Origin of the sequence: Paenibacillus sp. FSL H7-0350, from assembly GCF_038593195.1 — a bacterium.
In the GTDB taxonomy this organism is placed as follows: domain Bacteria; phylum Bacillota; class Bacilli; order Paenibacillales; family Paenibacillaceae; genus Paenibacillus_AQ.
This window is the reverse complement of record NZ_CP151972.1, coordinates 2,305,841-2,322,776: the sequence shown is the minus strand read 5'-3', so window position 1 is coordinate 2,322,776 and position 16,936 is coordinate 2,305,841. Positions and strand designations below refer to the sequence as shown.

Below are 16,936 nucleotides of genomic sequence, written 5' to 3'. Positions count from 1 at the left end.
AGGCATGATGATAATGAAGAAAAAGGGGTTAGGTTCACTGCTGCTGTCCATGGTAATCTGCGGTTCGCTGCTCTCCGCCTGCGGCGGAAATTCCAATACATCGTCCAAGAATTCCGGGGATACGGAAGCTAAGGCCAAGGTGGCTGAGATTGTATTCGCACTGCCTTCCTTTAACCGGATTCCCGATGATCTCAGCAAGGTAACGAATGCGATCAACGCCATCACAACGGAGAAGATCGGGGTGAAGGTGGACTTCCGTCTCTTCGGCCCGGCAGATTACGCCCAGAAGGTCAATCTTGCGCTCCAGAGCGGGGAGAAGATGGATGTCTTCACCACCCTCGGACAATTCTCCAACTATGTATCCAAGAGCCAGGTGGCTCCGCTCGAAGAGCTGCTTCCTGAACACGGCAAAGAGCTGACAGCCATTCTGGATAAGGATTTCGGCCCGGATATTCTCAAAACCACCACGATGGACGGCCATATCTACGGCATTCCTGTGAATAAAGGGATGGCGCTGCCGACCAATATTATCTACAACGCGGATATGCTCGCAGAGGCGGGCGTAGCAGCAGACTCCATCCAATCGGCAGAGGATCTGCCAGCCGTGTTCGGTGCGGTGAAGCAGAAGCTGCCGGATGTGGTTCCCTTTGGCCCGATCAACGTGAATCCGACAGATACGGGACTTGTGAACTGGATGAAGGGCGCGAGCAAGGTGGATTATCTGACCGATACGACCGGAGTCGGTGTCGTGATCGGTGACAACGGCAAGGTCGTTAACTTCTACGAATCGGATGTCTTCAAGAACGGAATCCAGATGATGAGAGACTGGTTCGAGGCCGGGTATTTGCAGAAGGATACCGCAACCACAACCATTACAGCCATGGAGATGGTGTCCTCCGGGCGCGGCTTCTCTTTCCTGGGCGGCTACAGCGGCATGGAGGTTGGCAAGCAGCTGAGTGCGCAGGTCGGCAAAAATATTGAGACGAAGCGCATCGCCCCGTTCTATTTCGATACCAGTGCGGTGAACTCGGTAACCTGGATGGTCTCCAGCACCTCGAAGGAGACGGAGGCCGCGGTGAAGTTCCTGAACCTGCTCTACACCGACAAAGAGCTGATTAACACTATTCTCTTCGGAATCGAAGGGGAGGATTACCTCAAGGTAGATGAGCATCATGTGAAATTCCCGGAAGGCATGGACGCCAATACGGTGCCTTATACAGCCATGCTCAGCTCAGGGATCGTAGGCTCCGAATCGCTCCAGTATCAGCTGGAGGGAATTGACTGGTCGGATGTCGAGCTGAAGCTGAAGGAGAATAAGGATACCGCAAGATCGCCGTATTTCGGCTTCATTTTCGATCAGGGTCAAGTGAAGACGCAGATTAGCGCTGTGAATAACGTGGTCAGCCAGTTCCTGCCGGCACTCGTCAGCGGATCGGTGGACCCGGAGACCATCATCCCGAAATTCATCAGTGCGCTGAAGGATGCCGGTGCAGAGGCTATTATTGACAGCAAGCAGCAGCAACTGGATGCGTGGCTTGCCGCGCAAAAGCAATAATTATTATATGAATATGCTGTGGGCGGAGCGGTAACTGAGGCTCTGCCCCCGGCCATGGAGGTGAACCGGCATGACTGCCAGACGCAAGTCCCCATCCAAGCCGCTCAAAAAAACATTGCCGCTCCTCATACTCGCGGGTCCAGGCCTGCTGTATTTTCTCATTAACAGCTATTTCCCTATGTTCGGGGTGTTCATCGCCTTCAAGGATGTCAATTATGCCAAAGGCATCTTCGGCAGCGACTGGATCGGCTTCAAGAACTTCACCTTTCTCTTCCAGACCAGTGACGCCTGGATTATGACCCGCAATACGCTGCTGTACAACCTGGCGTTCATCGCGCTTGGAACCGTAGTCTCCATTATCATTGCCATTCTGATGTCGGAGCTGCTGAATAAGCTGTATTCGAAGCTGTTCATGACCGGGCTGATTCTGCCGAATCTGATCTCGATGATCGTGCTTTCGCTGCTCGTCTTCGCTTTTCTGAATGCCGACAGCGGGTTCGTGAACCATTCGATTCTGCGGCCGCTCGGCCTACCGGAGATCAACTGGTATTCGGAGGCGAAGTACTGGCCGTACCTGCTGGTCCTGATTCAGATCTGGAAGACGGCAGGCTACGGATCGATTGTTTATTTTGCCTCGATTGCCGGAATTGACAAGAGCATCTATGAGTCGGCCAAAATCGACGGTGCCGGGAAGCTGAAGCAGATCCGCATGATTACCCTGCCGCTGCTGAAGCCGACTATTATTGTGCTGGTGCTGATGTCGATGGGCCGGATTTTCAACTCCGACTTCGGCTTGTTCTATCAGGTGCCCATGAACTCCGGTGCGCTGTACAGCACTACCCAGACGATTGATACGTATGTCTACCGCGCCTTGATGCAGCTCAATGATATCGGAATGTCGGCCGCCGCCGGTCTGTATCAGTCACTGGTCGGCTTTGCGCTTGTGCTTACGGTCAATGCCATCGTCAAGAAGGTCAATCCAGAAAACGCATTGTTCTAGGAGGAAATTCAGATGATCCAAACAAGAGGAGAACGGGCGTTTACGGTATTTTCTGCGGTCGTGATGATCCTGCTGACGGTTTTTGCTTTTTTGCCCTTCCTGCTGATTGTAATTGCTTCGTTCACTGAGGAGACGGCCCTGATCCGCAACGGTTATAGCTTCTTCCCGGAGCATACCAGCCTGGAGGCGTACCGGTATATTAAGTCCTCGGCGTATATTTTCATCAGAGCATACGGGGTTTCCTTTCTGGTGACGATCCTTGGAACCGCGATTGGACTGCTTATAACAAGCATGCTGGCTTATCCGATGTCTCGGTCTGATTTCAAATATCATAATACGCTGGCCTTTGTCGTGTTTTTCACCATGCTGTTCAGCGGGGGGATTGTGCCTTCGTACATCATGTGGACCCAGTATTTCCATATCAAAAACACACTGTGGGCGCTGATCCTGCCCAATCTGCTGGCGAACGGGTTCAACGTCCTGCTGGTCCGTAACTACTTCAAGAATAATGTGCCGCTGGAGATTATCGAAGCCGCCCAGATCGACGGTGCTTCGGAGCTGCGGACCTTCTTCCGCATCATGCTTCCGCTGTCCATGCCGGTCATGGCAACGGTCGGGATGTTCATGGGCCTGGCCTATTGGAATGACTGGATCAATGCGTTATATTTTGTATCTAAGCCGCAATTGTACGGTATTCAGAATCTGCTGATGCAGCTTATGAGCAACATCCAGTTCCTCAATTCCGGCCAGGCCGGGAGTGTGCTCGGAGCCGACACAGTATCGCTGCCAAGTACAGCGGTGCGGATGGCGATGGCGGTGCTGGGTATTGTGCCGGTGCTGTTCGTCCTGCCGTTCATGCAGAAGTACCTGACCCGCGGCGTGGTTATCGGAGCTGTCAAAGGCTAAATATGAAAGGAGATGAGCGTATGAAAGTGCAAGAGGTGATTGACCGGATTCTGCTCGATTGCTGCGGGGGACGGAGGCTGGAGCAGACCTGCGATGTGCTGGCGAGCGGCAGTGAAGAGATGGAGGTCACGGGGATTGTCACAACGTTCATGGCGACGGTGGAGGTCATCAAGGAAGCTATTGCTGCTCGCGCCAACCTGATTATCACTCATGAGCCGACCTACTATACCGGCAACGATACGCTGGACTGGCTGCAGATGGACCCGGTATATCTGGCGAAAAAAAAGCTGATCGAGGAGCACGGCATTACGATCTGGCGCTTCCATGACCATATGCATCTGGCGGATACGGACCGGATCTATGACGGACTGCTGAAGGAGCTGGATTGGGCGGATAAGAAGCTGGACGACAAGGACGCCTGGGGATATCTGATCGAGGAGACTACCGTGGGCGAGCTGGCCGGCTTCCTGAAGCAGCGGCTGGGTATGAAGGTGATTCAGATTGTCGGCAACCCGGAAGCGCCCTGCTCCCGTATCGGCATTCTTGTCGGCGGCGGCAGCCTGGGACTGGGCCGGGAGCAGATGCCGATGGAGCTGATGCAGGAGAAGAACCTGGATGTGATGGTCTGCGGCGACATTACGGAGTGGACCTTATGTGCTTACATCAATGATGCTGCGATGCTGGGTATGAACAAGGCGATGATCGTGATCGGTCACGAGCGCTCCGAGGAATGGGGCATGAAGTATATGGCCGAGTGGCTGAGGCCTCTGGTCGACGGGCTTCCGGTTACATTCGTGGATGCGAGGGAGCCGTTTGTGTATTTGTGAGACAAAAGCAGCCATCCACCGGGAGGATGGCTGCTTTTTATACTACTGCAAGACGTAATTGCCAGTAGCTCTGTACTTACCTGCCTTGGCATCCCAGGTGAAGATCCCCTCTGCCAGATCCCAGCCGCCGCCCTCGTCCTTGAAGTCCTTCCAGTATTGGTGCAGGCGCCCCTTCTTATCGATCTCGGCTCCCTGATCCCCCATGAACTGAAGCTTCTTGGTCAGAGTACCATAGTTCAGGCGGTAGACCGAGACTTGGGTATTCGAGGGCAGATAATCCACGGTAACCGCCAGTTGCTTCTCCGTTGGAGAGACAGCGAAGATTTGCATATCCGCTTCATCCTCTTCGAACTCCATAATCTGCTTATCAATTAATACAACTACACCCTTGGAGTTCACCAGATACAGATTGCCCGACTCTGTGAGCAGGAAGCTCTCCTTCTTCTGATCGTTATTCAGGTCTGCGGTCTTCAGCAACCGTACCGTTTCCCCCGGGAACTTTTGCTTCAGCAGTGTCTTGGCATCCAGCGCTTCAGCATAGGCCGAAGGGGCGGAGGCTACCAGTAACAGGGAGGCTAGCGCTCCTATGAGCTTGTTCTTTTTTATTTTCATATGAAGAAGTCTCCTTTCTTCCGGTTCTCCAGTAAATGATCTACCGCCGCCTGTTCGATGGGCAGACCCCCGGTGTAACGCTCCATATAAAGGGCAAAGCCCTCCACATCAGTAGGGTTAGGCGCTACCTCCTGTCCTTCCATGTTACAGAACACCTTAGAGGTCAAGTAATCCGCCAGGCTCTCGTTCGGCTCCTTACGCATCATATAAGAGGCCAGAATAGCTATTCCCCATGCGCCGCCTTCACCAGCCGTAGACAGTACAGAGATCGGAACATTGAGTGCAGCAGCGCAGATCCGCTGGCCAACCTGCGGGGTGCGGAACAATCCGCCATGCGCTGAAATACGGTCAATAGTTACCCGTTCCTGCCCGGTCAGAATCTCCATTCCGAGTCTTAACGCAGCGAAGGCGCTATACAGATGCACTCTCATGAAGTTAGCCAGAGTGAAGCGGCTCTGCGGCGAACGGACGAATAGCGGACGTCCCTCAGCAAGTCCGGTGATGTTCTCGCCTGAATAGTAACCGTAGCTCAGCAAGCCGCCGCCATCCGCATCTGCTTCCAGTGCCTGGTTCAGCAGGACGCTGAATAACTGGTCCATGTCTGGCGTAAGGCCCATGGCCTCATAGAATTCACGGAACAAGCCGACCCAGGCATTCAGGTCGCTGGAGCAGTTATTGGCAAGTACCATAGCAACCGGGCTGCCTTCCGGTGTATTCACGATATCAATCTCAGGGTGGACCGCACTTAGATTCTGCTCCAGCACAAACATAGCAAAGACCGACGTCCCTACAGAAATATTGCCAGTTCGTTTCCTGACACTGCCTGTAGCCACCATACCTGTTCCGGCATCGCCCTCCGGCGGGCATAGCGGGATACCGGCCTGCAAACGGCCTGACGGGTCGATCAGGCGGGCACCTGCTTCACTGAGATTTCCTGCATTCATACCGGCTGTATACACTGTAGGCAGGATATCTTGCAGCTTCCAAGGATAGCCTCTCCCGGCAATTAGAGTCGTGAACTGCTTCACCATAACTTCATTGTACTGCTTCGTTGCTTCATCGATGGGGAACATCCCGGAGGCATCCCCGATCCCTAGAGCCCTGCAGCCGGTTAGCAGCAAGTGAACGTAACCCGATAGCGTCGTAAGATAATCTATTCTGGCCACATGCTCTTCACCGTTCAAAATAGCCTGATACAAGTGGGCGATACTCCAGCGCTCTGGAATTTTGAACTGGAATGTCCCGCTTAGCTCCGCAGCAGCAGTGCTTGTTGTAGCATTGCGCCAGGTACGGAATGGAACGAGCAGCTCTCCCGCTTGGTCCAGCGCAATATACCCCTGCATCATGGCCGAGCAGCCTATGGAGCCGACGGTTTGCAGAGTGACGCCATAGGTCTGCTGAACCGCTTGCTGTAATTGCTCGTAGGCTGCTTGCAGACCTTGAACTACTTCCCTGAGATCGTAAGTCCAGTAACCCTTAGTGAATTGATTCTCCCATTCATAGGTGCCGGAGGCGATCGTTTCAAAATGGTGATCGATCAGCACAGCCTTGATTCGCGTGGACCCGAACTCAATCCCAAGCGACGTTTCTCCCTGAACAATCGCCTGTTTGACGGAATGCGTCATGACAGCGTTCCCCCTCTAGCTAAAATTGTCCAGAATATAACATATACAAGGGATAGTGTCCAACCCTTCCGCTCATTTTTGAAAATATAAGAACTTATATGTTTCAGACGATAACTTATCCTTATATTTCTCGCTGAAACGGTACCGTCCTTTAAAAGGACAGCGAAGCCGTTTCTACTTGACCGGTTTTGCCCTGATCGGCTGTTGCAAATCTGCAATGCACCCCCCGTAAGAAAAATAATTTATTTTTTTTGGCCGCGCTAAAATGTCTTGAAGTCTTATCTCTGACCCTTTGACTGATCCGCCGGACAGGATATGCCTTGGACCGCTGGATTTAATATCCATCCAACCTGGCTGGAGAAAACAGTGTGGTCATTTTGCGACTGGCGGGTCCTGCCGGAATGCAGAAAATATAACCCAGATTGGGAGCAGTATTCCGGTATGTAAAAGAAGCACTAAAGATATTAACGAAAAGCAAAAAGAAGCGGAGGGGAAATTTGGAACTGTAGGAGCGGAAGCGACCGCCTGAAAGCTTTCCGTAGGAAAGCTAGCTATCTACAGCATCAGCTGTCACCGGATTTCAACCGCTATTAGCGGTACAAATCAAGAAATCTGGTGGCGGGCAGCGGCCGGAAGTCCAAATGTTCACCGCAGCGACGACGAAGCTTTGAGTTCGACCCTTAATAGGCTTGAATTTTAAGAGAACAGCTGCCCAACAATCTGCCCAATCCGCCAAGCCAGTCGCAAAAAAACAACAGAAAAATGCCTTGAATTCAAGGCATTTTGGAGCTATTGACCGGTCATATATTCTGTATTACGATGGCCTTGAGAAAACTTTCACAAATAAATTCAGTCTCGCAAATCAGCAAGAATGAGACACACAGAAGGGCCATCATTTTTTTTGACAAGTGTAGTGAAATAATTCACATAAAGAGGAGCAGATGAAATGACAAAAGTAATTTCAGCCGCCAAAGCAGCGGAACTCATCAAGGACGGGGACACAGTAGCAGCGAGCGGATTCGGATTATCCTGCTGGGCAGAAGAGATGGGGATCGCCATTGAAGAGCGCTTCGTGCAGACCGGACAACCGAAGAATCTGACCGTGATGCATGCCAGCGCCGTCGGCAACCGCCGCGATAAGGGCATGAGCCACCTGGGGCATGAAGGCCTCATCAAACGCTGGATTGGCGGTATCGCCATCGCTTCCCCGGGATTGGCCAAGCTGATTGAAGAGGATAAATGCGAAGCCTACAACCTGCCGCAAGGGGTCATTACCCAGCTCTACCGCGAGATTGCTGCCAAGCGTCCAGGTGTGATTACCAAGGTAGGCATGGAGACCTTTGTCGATCCTCGCGTTGAGGGCGGCAAGATGTCACCTTCTACGAAGGAAGACATTGTGAAGGTGATTGAACTAGAAGGCGAAGAGTGGCTGTTCTACAAGACCTTCCCGATTCAGATCGCCCTGATCCGTGGAACCGTAGCTGACGAGAATGGTAACCTCACCCTTGAAAAAGAAGGCCTGCACATGGAGGTTCTGCCGATCGCCCAGGCCGTCCGCAACTCTGGCGGTATCGTGATCGCTCAGGTAGAGACCGTGGCCAAGAATGGAACCTTGAATCCCAAGGATGTGAAGGTTCCGGGCATTCTGGTAGATTACCTCGTCGTGTCCACCCCGGAGAATCATTACCAGACCGAGAATACGCAGTATAATCCGGCGTTCTCGGGCCATGTCAAAGTACCGGTAGATTCGATTGAAATCCTGCCGCTGGATGAACGCAAAATCATCTCCCGCCGCACAGCCGTAGAGCTTCAGCCGAATACCATTCTGAATCTCGGTGTCGGCATCCCGGTGAATGTAGCGAACATCGCTGCTGAAGAGGGCGTGGACGACCAGCTGATTCTGACGACAGAGGCAGGCTCAATCGGCGGAGTTCCCGCAGGGCTGAAGGATTTCGGCCATGCGTACAACTCCGAGGCGATTGTAGATCATGATTCACAGTTTGACTTCTATGACGGCGGCGGCATTGACCTGTCGGTCCTTGGCCTGGCCCAGACGGATGAATCAGGGAACGTGAATGTCAGCAAATTCGGCACACGGGTTGCGGGCTGCGGCGGATTCATCAATATCTCTCAAGCGGCGAAAAAGCTGGTGTTCGCGGGTACTTTTACAGCGGGCGGGCTGCAGATTAAGGTAGAGAATGGCAAGCTGCACATCATTCAAGAGGGCAAAGCCAAGAAATTCATCTCAAAGGTACAGCAGATCACCTTCAGCGGATCTTATGCCGCTAAGGTCCAGCAGCCGGTTGTGTATGTTACGGAACGCGCCGTCTTTGAACTGCTGAACGGTAAAATGACCTTAACCGAAATCGCACCAGGCATCGACCTGCAGACAGAGATTCTGGATCAGATGGACTTCAAGCCGGTCATTTCACCGGACCTGAAGGAGATGGACGCGGCTATGTTCCAAGAGAACTGGGGCATGCTGAAGTCGATTATCGCCGATAAGAACCGGGTTTTGCAAGAAGTGTAGTCAATGTAAGTACCTTAAGCTGAACTTATAAACTAACTAAAAAAGGGATGATACCATGAACGTAGAGTTGAACCGCTGGAGGATCTTGATTGCCTCAACGATCATTAATATCTGTGTAGGCGCCATTTATGCTTTTAGTATTTTCGCACTTCCATTAACGAAGGTTTTCAGCGTGAGCATGCCGGATATTATGATTGCTTTTACCATTAATGCAGCGATTTCCCCGATTCCAATGATCCTAGGCGGTAAGCTGGTGGATAAAGGAGGAGCCAAGAAGGCGGTCTTCATCGGCGGTGCGATGTTCGGGATTGGTTTCATTCTCTCGGGCCTGGCTACTGCACCTTGGATGCTGTATATCACTTATGGTGTTATTACCGGGATTGGCCAGGGAATCGTGTATTCCTCGACCATCGGGAACAGCGTGAAGCTCTTTCCGGATAAAAGAGGTCTGGCAGCGGGGATCGTTACCGCCGGATATGGCGGCGGCACCATCGCTATCGCTCCTATCGCTAATGCGCTGATCACCAGCAATGGCGTACAGTCTGCCTTAATTACACTGGGTGTGGTTTTCCTGGTGATTATTCTAGGGCTTGGGTTGCTCGTCAAACCCGCCCCGGCCGGCTATGCTCCTGAAGGCTGGACCCCTCCGGTAACCGGAGCAGCCAAGGCTTCTGTGAATGTACCATGGAATGAGATGATCAAGAAGCCGTTATTCTATGTGATTGCCTGCCTGTTCCTGATCGGTGCCCTGTCTGGTATGATGGTAACCGCGAATGCTTCTGTAATCGGTCAAAAAATGTTTGGCTTAACCGCAGCCGCCGCAGCGCTCTACGTAAGCTTGTACTCGCTGAGCAACTGCCTGGGCCGTGTGTTCTGGGGCGCAGTGTCCGATAGAATCGGCCGCGTGAAATGCCTGCTCATGATCTATCTGGTCATTGCAGCTATGATGCTCACAATTGCTTTATCGTCTTCTGTCGCCGGATTTGCTGTCGCCATTGCCGGAATCGGCTTATGCTTCGGCGGAACAATGGGCATCTTCCCGTCCATTGTCGGTGAGAAGTTCGGGATGAAATATTACGGCGTGAACTACGGTGTCACCTTCATCGGCTACTCGGGAGCCGCATTCTTCGGACCGAGAATTGCCGGTAGTGTAGCGGCAGCCAATGACGGCAACTTCACGAATGCTTTTTACATCGCGCTGGTCATCTCCCTGGTCGGTTTCGCCTTAACCTTCGTCTACAAAGCGATGGAGAAGCAGAAGGCTGAGCCAGAAGTGGCTAAGGCGGCTTAAGAAACGGCCGGAAGTTCGTATAAACAACATTAATTAATATATGGAGGTCTTTTATAATGTCGATTACACAACTGTTAGGAATTAAATATCCAATTTTCCAGGGCGGTATGGCTCAGATTGCCGTGTCTCCGCTGGTAGGCGCTGTGTCCAATGCAGGCGGGCTGGGAATTATCGGCTCCGGCGGCTTCACCGCCGACCGTCTCCGTGACGAGATCCGCAAGGCCAAAGCAAGCACCGATAAGCCGTTTGCTGTCAACCTGATGCTGATGATGAACAATATCCCTGAGCTGATCCAGGTTATTATTGAAGAAGGCGTGAAGATCGTAACCACAGGCGCAGGCACCCCCGCTCCTTATATGCCGATTCTGAAGGAACATGGCATTATCGTGATTCCGGTAGTGCCTTCCGTCAAAATTGCCAAGAAAATGGAAGCGCTCGGTGTTGATGCGATTGTAGCTGAAGGAACGGAAGCTGGCGGACATGTAGGTGAAACTACGACGATGGCCTTGCTGCCGCAAGTTGCCAGCGCGGTATCGATTCCGGTAATCGGGGCCGGCGGGATTGCCGATGGACGCGGAATTGCCGCTGCTTTTGCACTCGGAGCTCAAGGTGTTCAGGTTGGAACCCGGTTCCTCGCGACTGTGGAATGCCCGACACATGAGAACTTCAAGCTGGCAGTCATCAACGCCGATGATACCAGCACAACTGTAACTGGCCGCAGCTTGGGCGGTCCGGTAAGAAGCATTAAGAACAGCATGATTGCCGAATTCCTCAGAATGGAGAATGAGAAGGCATCGCGTGAAGAGCTGGAGAGCTTAAGCCTGGGCTCGCTGCGCAGAGCTGTATTTGAAGGGGATACCGATACCGGCTCCGTGATGGCTGGACAGATCTGCGGGATGGTGAACAAGATTACTACCGTGGAAGAGATGATCACCACTATGTTCGCTGAAGCGCAGGAAGTCATGGACAAGATGGGCAAAGTAACCTTCGAAGCTGTAGCACATGCCTGATTAAAGTTTGCTCCGCACCAGCCAAATGGTATCATTGATCTAATGATGCTGTTTGGCTTTTTGTCTAGCCGGAATGTAAGCGTTCATATCAAGGGTTAGGACTGATGAATGTGACCAAAAAAAACAAAAACACCAATAAACCCTCAATCGACGAGTTCGTGGAAGAATATCCGTCTACGTTATTTGTTACCGATCAGAACGGAAATATCCTAATCTCCAATGAATTCACCGCACTAACCATCGGCATCCATCTGGAGGAGCTGCTTAAGGCGAACGTTCAGGATCTGGTCAAGGCGGGTTATTACACTCATTCCATTACTATGGAGGCTATTGCGACCAAGCAGAAGGTATCCCGGACCGTCAATACCTCCAGAGGCTTCCATGTCTTCTCGTCGGCGATTCCCATTCTGGACAAGGACGGGGAGGTTCAGCTGGTCGTTACCACCTCCAACGAATTCAGCCAGGAGCAGAACTATTATGAAGCCAATGTGCCTGTCGCCCAGCAGATCCATAAGCAGTTAGGCGGTATGGCAGCGGAGAAGAAGAAGGGCATCGTGGCCGAGAGTCTGGCGATGAAGCAGATTATTAAGGTCTGCAACCAGATTGCGTCTTATGACAGTAAGGTGCTGATCTACGGCGAATCCGGGACGGGCAAGGAAGTCATCGCCAAGTACATCCATCTGAAGAGCGAGAAGTGGAAGGGGCCGTTCATTCCGATTAACTGCGCTGCGATTGCTCCGGCTCTTTTTGAATACGAATTGTTCGGGTACGAGAAGGGCGTGCTTGAGGGCCAGACGGAGGTCAAGGCCGGTATGATTGAAATTGCGAGCGGCGGCGTACTGTTCCTTGATGAGATTGCCGATCTGCCGATGGAGATGCAGGCCAAGTTATTGCGTGTGCTTGAAAATAATGAAGTGAGACGCGTAGGCGGAATTACGAATATTCCGGTCCATTGCCGTGTGATCGCAGCCACCAACCGGGATCTGTGGAGTCTGGTCAAGAAGGGGCTATTCCGCGAAGATCTGTATTACCGGATCAATGTGATTCCGATTTATATTCCGCCGCTGCGCAACCGCAAGCTGGACCTGGTAGGGTTAATCTCCAGCTTCATCGCCAGCTTCAATAAGATGTACGGCAAGAAATATGTGCTCAGTGCCGAAGAGTTCGACAAGATGCTGAACGAGCCCTGGCATGGGAACGTGAGAGAATTAAGGAATTACATCGAGAGACTGGTCGTAACCGAGCATGTGGCCCTGAGTCCGCAGGAAGAGGAGCCGGCCTACGACTGGTTCTCCCTGGACCATTTTATCGAGAAGAATAAGCAGCAGCTCTCTACCCTGAAGGATTTCACTGCCATAGCGGAGGGCCATTATATCAAAAAAGTGCTTAAAGACTGCTCCGGAAATGGTACAGAAGCGGCCAAGCGGTTGAGTGTGGACCGGTCGGTGATTTACAGAAAGCTGAAGAAGATGGAAGAGGTATTGCGGAATTAGTTGAACCAATTCCCAGGATAAGGCGTATTACTTCTATGCCTATATTCTATGGAAATGGAGTGAATTGAATGAATTTGTCATTATTGCGCCGCCGCTCTGCCTTTTGGACAAGAACCGTACTTGCGGCTACCCTGGTGCTGACACTGACGGCTCCGGCTGTCCATGCCGCCGCTGTTCCCCCTGCTTCTTCGGCCGCTCCGGCTGCAGCGGCTGTAACGGGCAAGCCGCTGACTACTGAGAATGTGGATGCCTTCCTTAAGCCGTTCTTCAGCTCGAAGGAGGTGCAGGCACAGCTTGCCGGTGCTGTTGTGGTAGTTGTTAAGGACGGCAAGACCGTAGTGAAGGAAGGCTTCGGATATGCAGACAAGGCTGCCGCAAGCAAGGTAGACCCAGACAAGACCGTCTTTCGCCTGGCCTCCGTCTCCAAAACCTTCACCGCCACTGCTGCCATGCAGCTCGTGGAGCAGGGGAAGCTCGATTTGAAGGCGGATTTTCAAACCTATACCGGCAAGCTGGCCTTCGACAATCCCTTCGGCGTTCCGGTAACGGTTGCGGATCTGTTGACTCACACAACCGGCTTCCGTATCCAGGACCCGATGCCGGAGGATTTCAATCAGGATTTCACCACCAAGGTGTCGATTGAGGAATATGTGGTGAAGCATATGCCGCCGGTGGTGCGCAAGCCGGGCACCTCTTACATGTATGACAACTTCGCTTCGATGCTGCTCGGTCTGGTGGTAGAGAAGGCCAGCGGCATGCCGTATGAGGATTATATGCAGCAGCATGTATTCGCCCCGCTGAAGATGGATTCAAGCGGCTTCCTGCTGGAAGGTAAGCTGAAGGACAATCTTGCTACTGCTTATGATGCTACTGGCAAAGAGGTCGATCTGTACAATGTGACGCCAACCGTGATGCCTCAAGGCGGCATGCTGTCTACTGGCGATGATGTTGGGAGGTTCATGACGGCTTTTCTGAACGGGGGTGCGGTTGACAATACCCGTATTCTTAAGGAAGACACAGTACAATCTATGGAGGAATACCGCTCCGAGATTCATCCTTTGCTGCCGAATACCACCTACGGCTTTGAAGCGCCTATTCAGCTTCCGGGAGCCGGCAGCAGCTCCAAGATCATTACCAAGGCTGGTGATTTAGTCGGGTTCAGCACGTATATGGTTCTAATCCCCGAGCAGAACACCGGGGTGTTCATTGCCTATAATCAGCAGAGTGCACTGCGGGAGCAGTTCTATCCGGCCTTTATCCAGACATTCTTCCCGCAATATGCCTCTCCGGTGAAGCTGGATGCCTACAAGCCGAAGAGTGCTGAAGCGCTGAAGGCATTCACTGGCTACTATGCGGATCTTCGTATGAAGAGTCTGGTGTCTACAGTCTCTGTGCAGAATGGTGCGCTAATGATTAACGATACTTTTCTGGGTTCCCGCAAGCTGATCCAGGTAGATGATAATCTGTTCACGGATGAGCTGACCGGTAAGTTAACGGGCTTTGCTCTGGAGGCAGACGGACAAAGCGCTTATATGAAGGAGCCTTACCTCAATCCGTTCAGCTACGGGCAAAAGGGGCCGGATGGCGTCGGTTATGCCGATGTTCCCGCAAGCCATCCTTATGCAGCTCCGGTTCAGATGCTCCAATCGCTGGGGTATCTGACGAATGATGCCACGCTGAGCTTCCAGCCTGAGGCGGGCATTACGCGCGCCCAGTATGTGCGGCTGATGATGGAGAGCAGCGGACTCAAGGGAAGTTCGACTGAGAAGCTGGCCTTCCCGGATCTGCAGGGCCATCCCGATGCCGCTTTCATTCAGCAGGCAGTTGAGCTGGGAATGATTGAAGGAACAGCATGCGGAGAATTCCAGCCGGACCGGGTGATCTCCCGCCAGGAGGCTGCGGTCATGATATGGAGAGTATACAATAAGCAATACCCGGATAAAGTGTTCCAGAACGTGAAGCTATCCGGTACTACAGATAAATGGGCCGTTCCGGCCGTGAAGATGGCCGTTGCCCTGGGCCTGTACGGACCAGACTTCAAGCCGGATGCCAAGGGCGCCGTGGACTACAAGTCCACAGCCGCACTGAGCAAAAAGGAGAACGCCGCCATTCTGTACGCGCTGTTCACAAATCCGCTCAACCAGATCGTAACCCAGCTATCGCAGCAGGCGGCGGATGGCGGGAAGTAAGAACCTGCGGTTCGCAGCAGGTATGAATAAGTGCCGGAGCTTTGGGATGATGCTATTTATGAAGCTGTCTAGTCGAAGCTTCCGGCGACAATGAACACAGGACCGGCCTTGGGCTGGTCCTGTTTCGTTGTGGAACCGCCGTGCTGTATAAGGGCGGGTATGGGGGCGAGAGGAGTAAATGAGTAAATGAGTAAATGAGAGGGATAAATCCCTTTGGTGAGGGTGAAAGTGGGCAGGATGAGTAAATGAGAGGGAAAAATCCCTTTGGTGAGGGTGAAAGTGGGCAGAATGAGGGAATGAGAAGGATAAATCCCTTTGGTGAAGGTGAAAGTGGGCAGAATGAGGAACCGAAGAGCACTAGTGCACCTGATTCCGCCGAAAGCGGGTGATATGCTGAAATGAGGAGCACTAGTGCACCTGATTCCGCCGAAAGCGGGTGATATGCTGAAATGAGGAGCACTAGTGCACCTGATTCCGCAGAAAGCGGGTGATATGCTGAAATGAGGAGCACTAGTGCACCTGATTCCGCAGAAAGCGGGTGATATGAGGAAATGAAGAGCACTAGTGCACCTGATTCCGCAGAAAGCGGGCGATATGCTGAAATGAGGAGCACTAGTGCACCTGATTTTGCTGAAAGCGGGCGATATGAGGAAATGAAGAGCATTAGTGCACCTGATTCCGCCGAAAGCGGGTGATATGCTGAAATGAGGAGCACTAGTGCACCTGATTTTGCTGAAAGCGGGCGATATGAGGAAATGAAGAGCATTAGTGTACTCAGTCCGCCCAGCGCTACTTACTGATGTGCGGACTGAGCGCCCAGCCCCTCTAGCCATGCTGCTAGTTCAGTGGCATTGCTGCGCAGAGCTGCGTCCAGGGGAGAGAGGCAATCCCATGGGGAGGGCCAGCTTAGCTCGGCTCCCTGGCCGAGCAGGTATTCGGCGGCGGCGCGTTGTCCGCCGTGGCAGGCGCACCAGAACGCAACATTTACCTCGTCCGGTGCTGCTGAACCGGAGCTTGCGCCCCAAGGGAAGCGGCGGGAGAGCAAGTCTCCGGCGAAGTGGGCTTCCATCCTATCAAGCAGCCCGAGCGCCGCCGCATGCCAGAGCGCTGGACTGGCCCCGCGCTCCACCAGCCGCTGCGCTGCCCGCCACTGTGCGAATGCCACGGCATCGTCCAACGGGGTCCCGCCAGCGATGACGGCGCCCGAGGCCTCAATGTCAGCGCCGGCGTCAAGTAGAAGGTCCAGCACCTCGATGTCATCGCAGCTTGCTGCCCAGTGCAGCGGCGTCTCGCTGTGCGGTCCGCCGAACTGGGCATTCGCGTCTGCCCCAGCTTCTATCAGCGCCGTTACAACCGCTGCATTATTGGGATAATGCCCCGGCCAGTCGGTAGCAATATGCAGCAGTGTACGTGACATCCCTCGATCAGTGCCGCCGCCTGTGTTCTCGCTGTTTGCTCTTGTCCCAACGTCGCCACTATTAGCATTACCATTGCCTTCGTTACTAGCCCCAGTGTTACTAATGTCCTCGCCGACAGTCTCTGTAATCCCGGCATCGCCAGTCTCCCCGCTCCCGGTCCCTTCGTTACTTGCACGCCCCTCTTCAGCCCCAACAATCCGGGCTTTAGCGAGCCCCGGGTTTCCAGCCAGTAATTGTGTCAATCCCGGCACATTGCCGGTACGAATCGCCTGCACCGCCAATACTGCCAGTGGATCATCATATGCCAGCCAAGTCTGAGGATGCTCATTGTTCATCCGTTAACCCCTCCGTTTTCGGTTCGGCAGTGTCCCATAGTCATCACTGCATCTTCCAGCATCTATAGATTTCCTTCATTATAACAGAATAACAGATGCCTAATGATGGAGGCGACTTCATCCGAAGTGATCCATTCTCCAGGGT

At 52.9% G+C, this 16,936-nt stretch carries 12 protein-coding genes; 9 read left to right on the top strand and 3 right to left on the bottom strand.

The features are described 5' to 3' along the window. Positions 1-13: 13 nt before the first annotated feature. The 4 genes from NYE24_RS10695 (at position 14) to NYE24_RS10680 (ending at position 4,288) form a co-directional block, all read left to right on the top strand. Complete coding sequence (locus tag NYE24_RS10695) at positions 14-1,555, top strand: ABC transporter substrate-binding protein (protein ID WP_342478642.1); 1,542 nt, start codon at positions 14-16, stop codon at positions 1,553-1,555. A 70-nt stretch (positions 1,556-1,625) separates the two neighbouring features. Then, positions 1,626-2,555: an ABC transporter permease subunit gene (locus tag NYE24_RS10690; protein ID WP_036699440.1), complete on the top strand. Its 930-nt coding sequence runs from the start codon at positions 1,626-1,628 to the stop codon at positions 2,553-2,555. Between the two features lie 12 nt (positions 2,556-2,567). Continuing rightward, positions 2,568-3,461: a carbohydrate ABC transporter permease gene (locus NYE24_RS10685; protein ID WP_036699441.1), complete on the top strand. Its 894-nt coding sequence runs from the start codon at positions 2,568-2,570 to the stop codon at positions 3,459-3,461. 20 nt (positions 3,462-3,481) lie between these two features. Then, a complete protein-coding gene (locus NYE24_RS10680) occupies positions 3,482-4,288 on the top strand; it encodes a Nif3-like dinuclear metal center hexameric protein (protein WP_036699442.1) in 807 nt (268 codons plus the stop codon). A 42-nt stretch (positions 4,289-4,330) separates the two neighbouring features. Here the strand turns inward: NYE24_RS10680 and NYE24_RS10675 are convergent, their stop codons facing one another. Continuing rightward, on the bottom strand, positions 4,331-4,900 hold the full coding sequence (locus NYE24_RS10675; RefSeq protein WP_076154308.1) for a hypothetical protein: 570 nt from the start codon (positions 4,898-4,900) through the stop codon (positions 4,331-4,333). Continuing rightward, on the bottom strand, positions 4,897-6,525 hold the full coding sequence (locus NYE24_RS10670; RefSeq protein ID WP_342478641.1) for an FGGY-family carbohydrate kinase: 1,629 nt from the start codon (positions 6,523-6,525) through the stop codon (positions 4,897-4,899). Before NYE24_RS10670 ends, NYE24_RS10675 begins: the two co-directional genes overlap by 4 nt. A 946-nt stretch (positions 6,526-7,471) precedes the next feature. Between NYE24_RS10670 and NYE24_RS10665 the strand changes: the two genes are divergently transcribed. The 5 genes from NYE24_RS10665 (at position 7,472) to NYE24_RS10645 (ending at position 15,038) form a co-directional block, all read left to right on the top strand. Then, positions 7,472-9,055 (top strand): acyl CoA:acetate/3-ketoacid CoA transferase, encoded by a 1,584-nt coding sequence (locus tag NYE24_RS10665; RefSeq protein WP_342478640.1) that lies wholly within the window; start codon positions 7,472-7,474, stop codon positions 9,053-9,055. Between the two features lie 55 nt (positions 9,056-9,110). Further along, on the top strand, positions 9,111-10,346 hold the full coding sequence (locus NYE24_RS10660) for an OFA family MFS transporter (protein WP_342478639.1): 1,236 nt from the start codon (positions 9,111-9,113) through the stop codon (positions 10,344-10,346). Between the two features lie 56 nt (positions 10,347-10,402). Further along, the gene (locus NYE24_RS10655; protein ID WP_036724044.1) at positions 10,403-11,356 is read left to right on the top strand and encodes a DUF561 domain-containing protein; all 954 of its coding nucleotides are present in this window, start codon (positions 10,403-10,405) and stop codon (positions 11,354-11,356) included. Between the two features lie 104 nt (positions 11,357-11,460). Then, positions 11,461-12,849 carry a sigma 54-interacting transcriptional regulator gene (locus NYE24_RS10650; RefSeq protein WP_342478638.1) on the top strand — a complete coding sequence of 463 codons (1,389 nt, stop codon included), beginning with the start codon at positions 11,461-11,463 and terminating at the stop codon, positions 12,847-12,849. 68 nt (positions 12,850-12,917) lie between these two features. After that, positions 12,918-15,038: a serine hydrolase gene (locus tag NYE24_RS10645; RefSeq protein WP_342478637.1), complete on the top strand. Its 2,121-nt coding sequence runs from the start codon at positions 12,918-12,920 to the stop codon at positions 15,036-15,038. Positions 15,039-15,831: 793 nt separating this feature from the next. Here NYE24_RS10645 and NYE24_RS10640 read toward each other — a convergent pair. Continuing rightward, a complete protein-coding gene (locus NYE24_RS10640) occupies positions 15,832-16,791 on the bottom strand; it encodes an ankyrin repeat domain-containing protein (protein ID WP_342478636.1) in 960 nt (319 codons plus the stop codon). Positions 16,792-16,936: the final 145 nt, after the last annotated feature.

Bases quoted from the DNA above. Each gene is read 5' to 3' on its own strand.
- NYE24_RS10695 (WP_342478642.1), top strand. From the start codon at position 14: ATGAAGAAAAAGGGGTTAGGTTCACTGCTGCTGTCCATGGTAATCTGC.
- NYE24_RS10690 (WP_036699440.1), top strand. From the start codon at position 1,626: ATGACTGCCAGACGCAAGTCCCCATCCAAGCCGCTCAAAAAAACATTG.
- NYE24_RS10685 (WP_036699441.1), top strand. From the start codon at position 2,568: ATGATCCAAACAAGAGGAGAACGGGCGTTTACGGTATTTTCTGCGGTC.
- NYE24_RS10680 (WP_036699442.1), top strand. From the start codon at position 3,482: ATGAAAGTGCAAGAGGTGATTGACCGGATTCTGCTCGATTGCTGCGGG.
- NYE24_RS10675 (WP_076154308.1), bottom strand. From the start codon at position 4,900: ATGAAAATAAAAAAGAACAAGCTCATAGGAGCGCTAGCCTCCCTGTTA.
- NYE24_RS10670 (WP_342478641.1), bottom strand. From the start codon at position 6,525: ATGACGCATTCCGTCAAACAGGCGATTGTTCAGGGAGAAACGTCGCTT.
- NYE24_RS10665 (WP_342478640.1), top strand. From the start codon at position 7,472: ATGACAAAAGTAATTTCAGCCGCCAAAGCAGCGGAACTCATCAAGGAC.
- NYE24_RS10660 (WP_342478639.1), top strand. From the start codon at position 9,111: ATGAACGTAGAGTTGAACCGCTGGAGGATCTTGATTGCCTCAACGATC.
- NYE24_RS10655 (WP_036724044.1), top strand. From the start codon at position 10,403: ATGTCGATTACACAACTGTTAGGAATTAAATATCCAATTTTCCAGGGC.
- NYE24_RS10650 (WP_342478638.1), top strand. From the start codon at position 11,461: ATGAATGTGACCAAAAAAAACAAAAACACCAATAAACCCTCAATCGAC.
- NYE24_RS10645 (WP_342478637.1), top strand. From the start codon at position 12,918: ATGAATTTGTCATTATTGCGCCGCCGCTCTGCCTTTTGGACAAGAACC.
- NYE24_RS10640 (WP_342478636.1), bottom strand. From the start codon at position 16,791: ATGAACAATGAGCATCCTCAGACTTGGCTGGCATATGATGATCCACTG.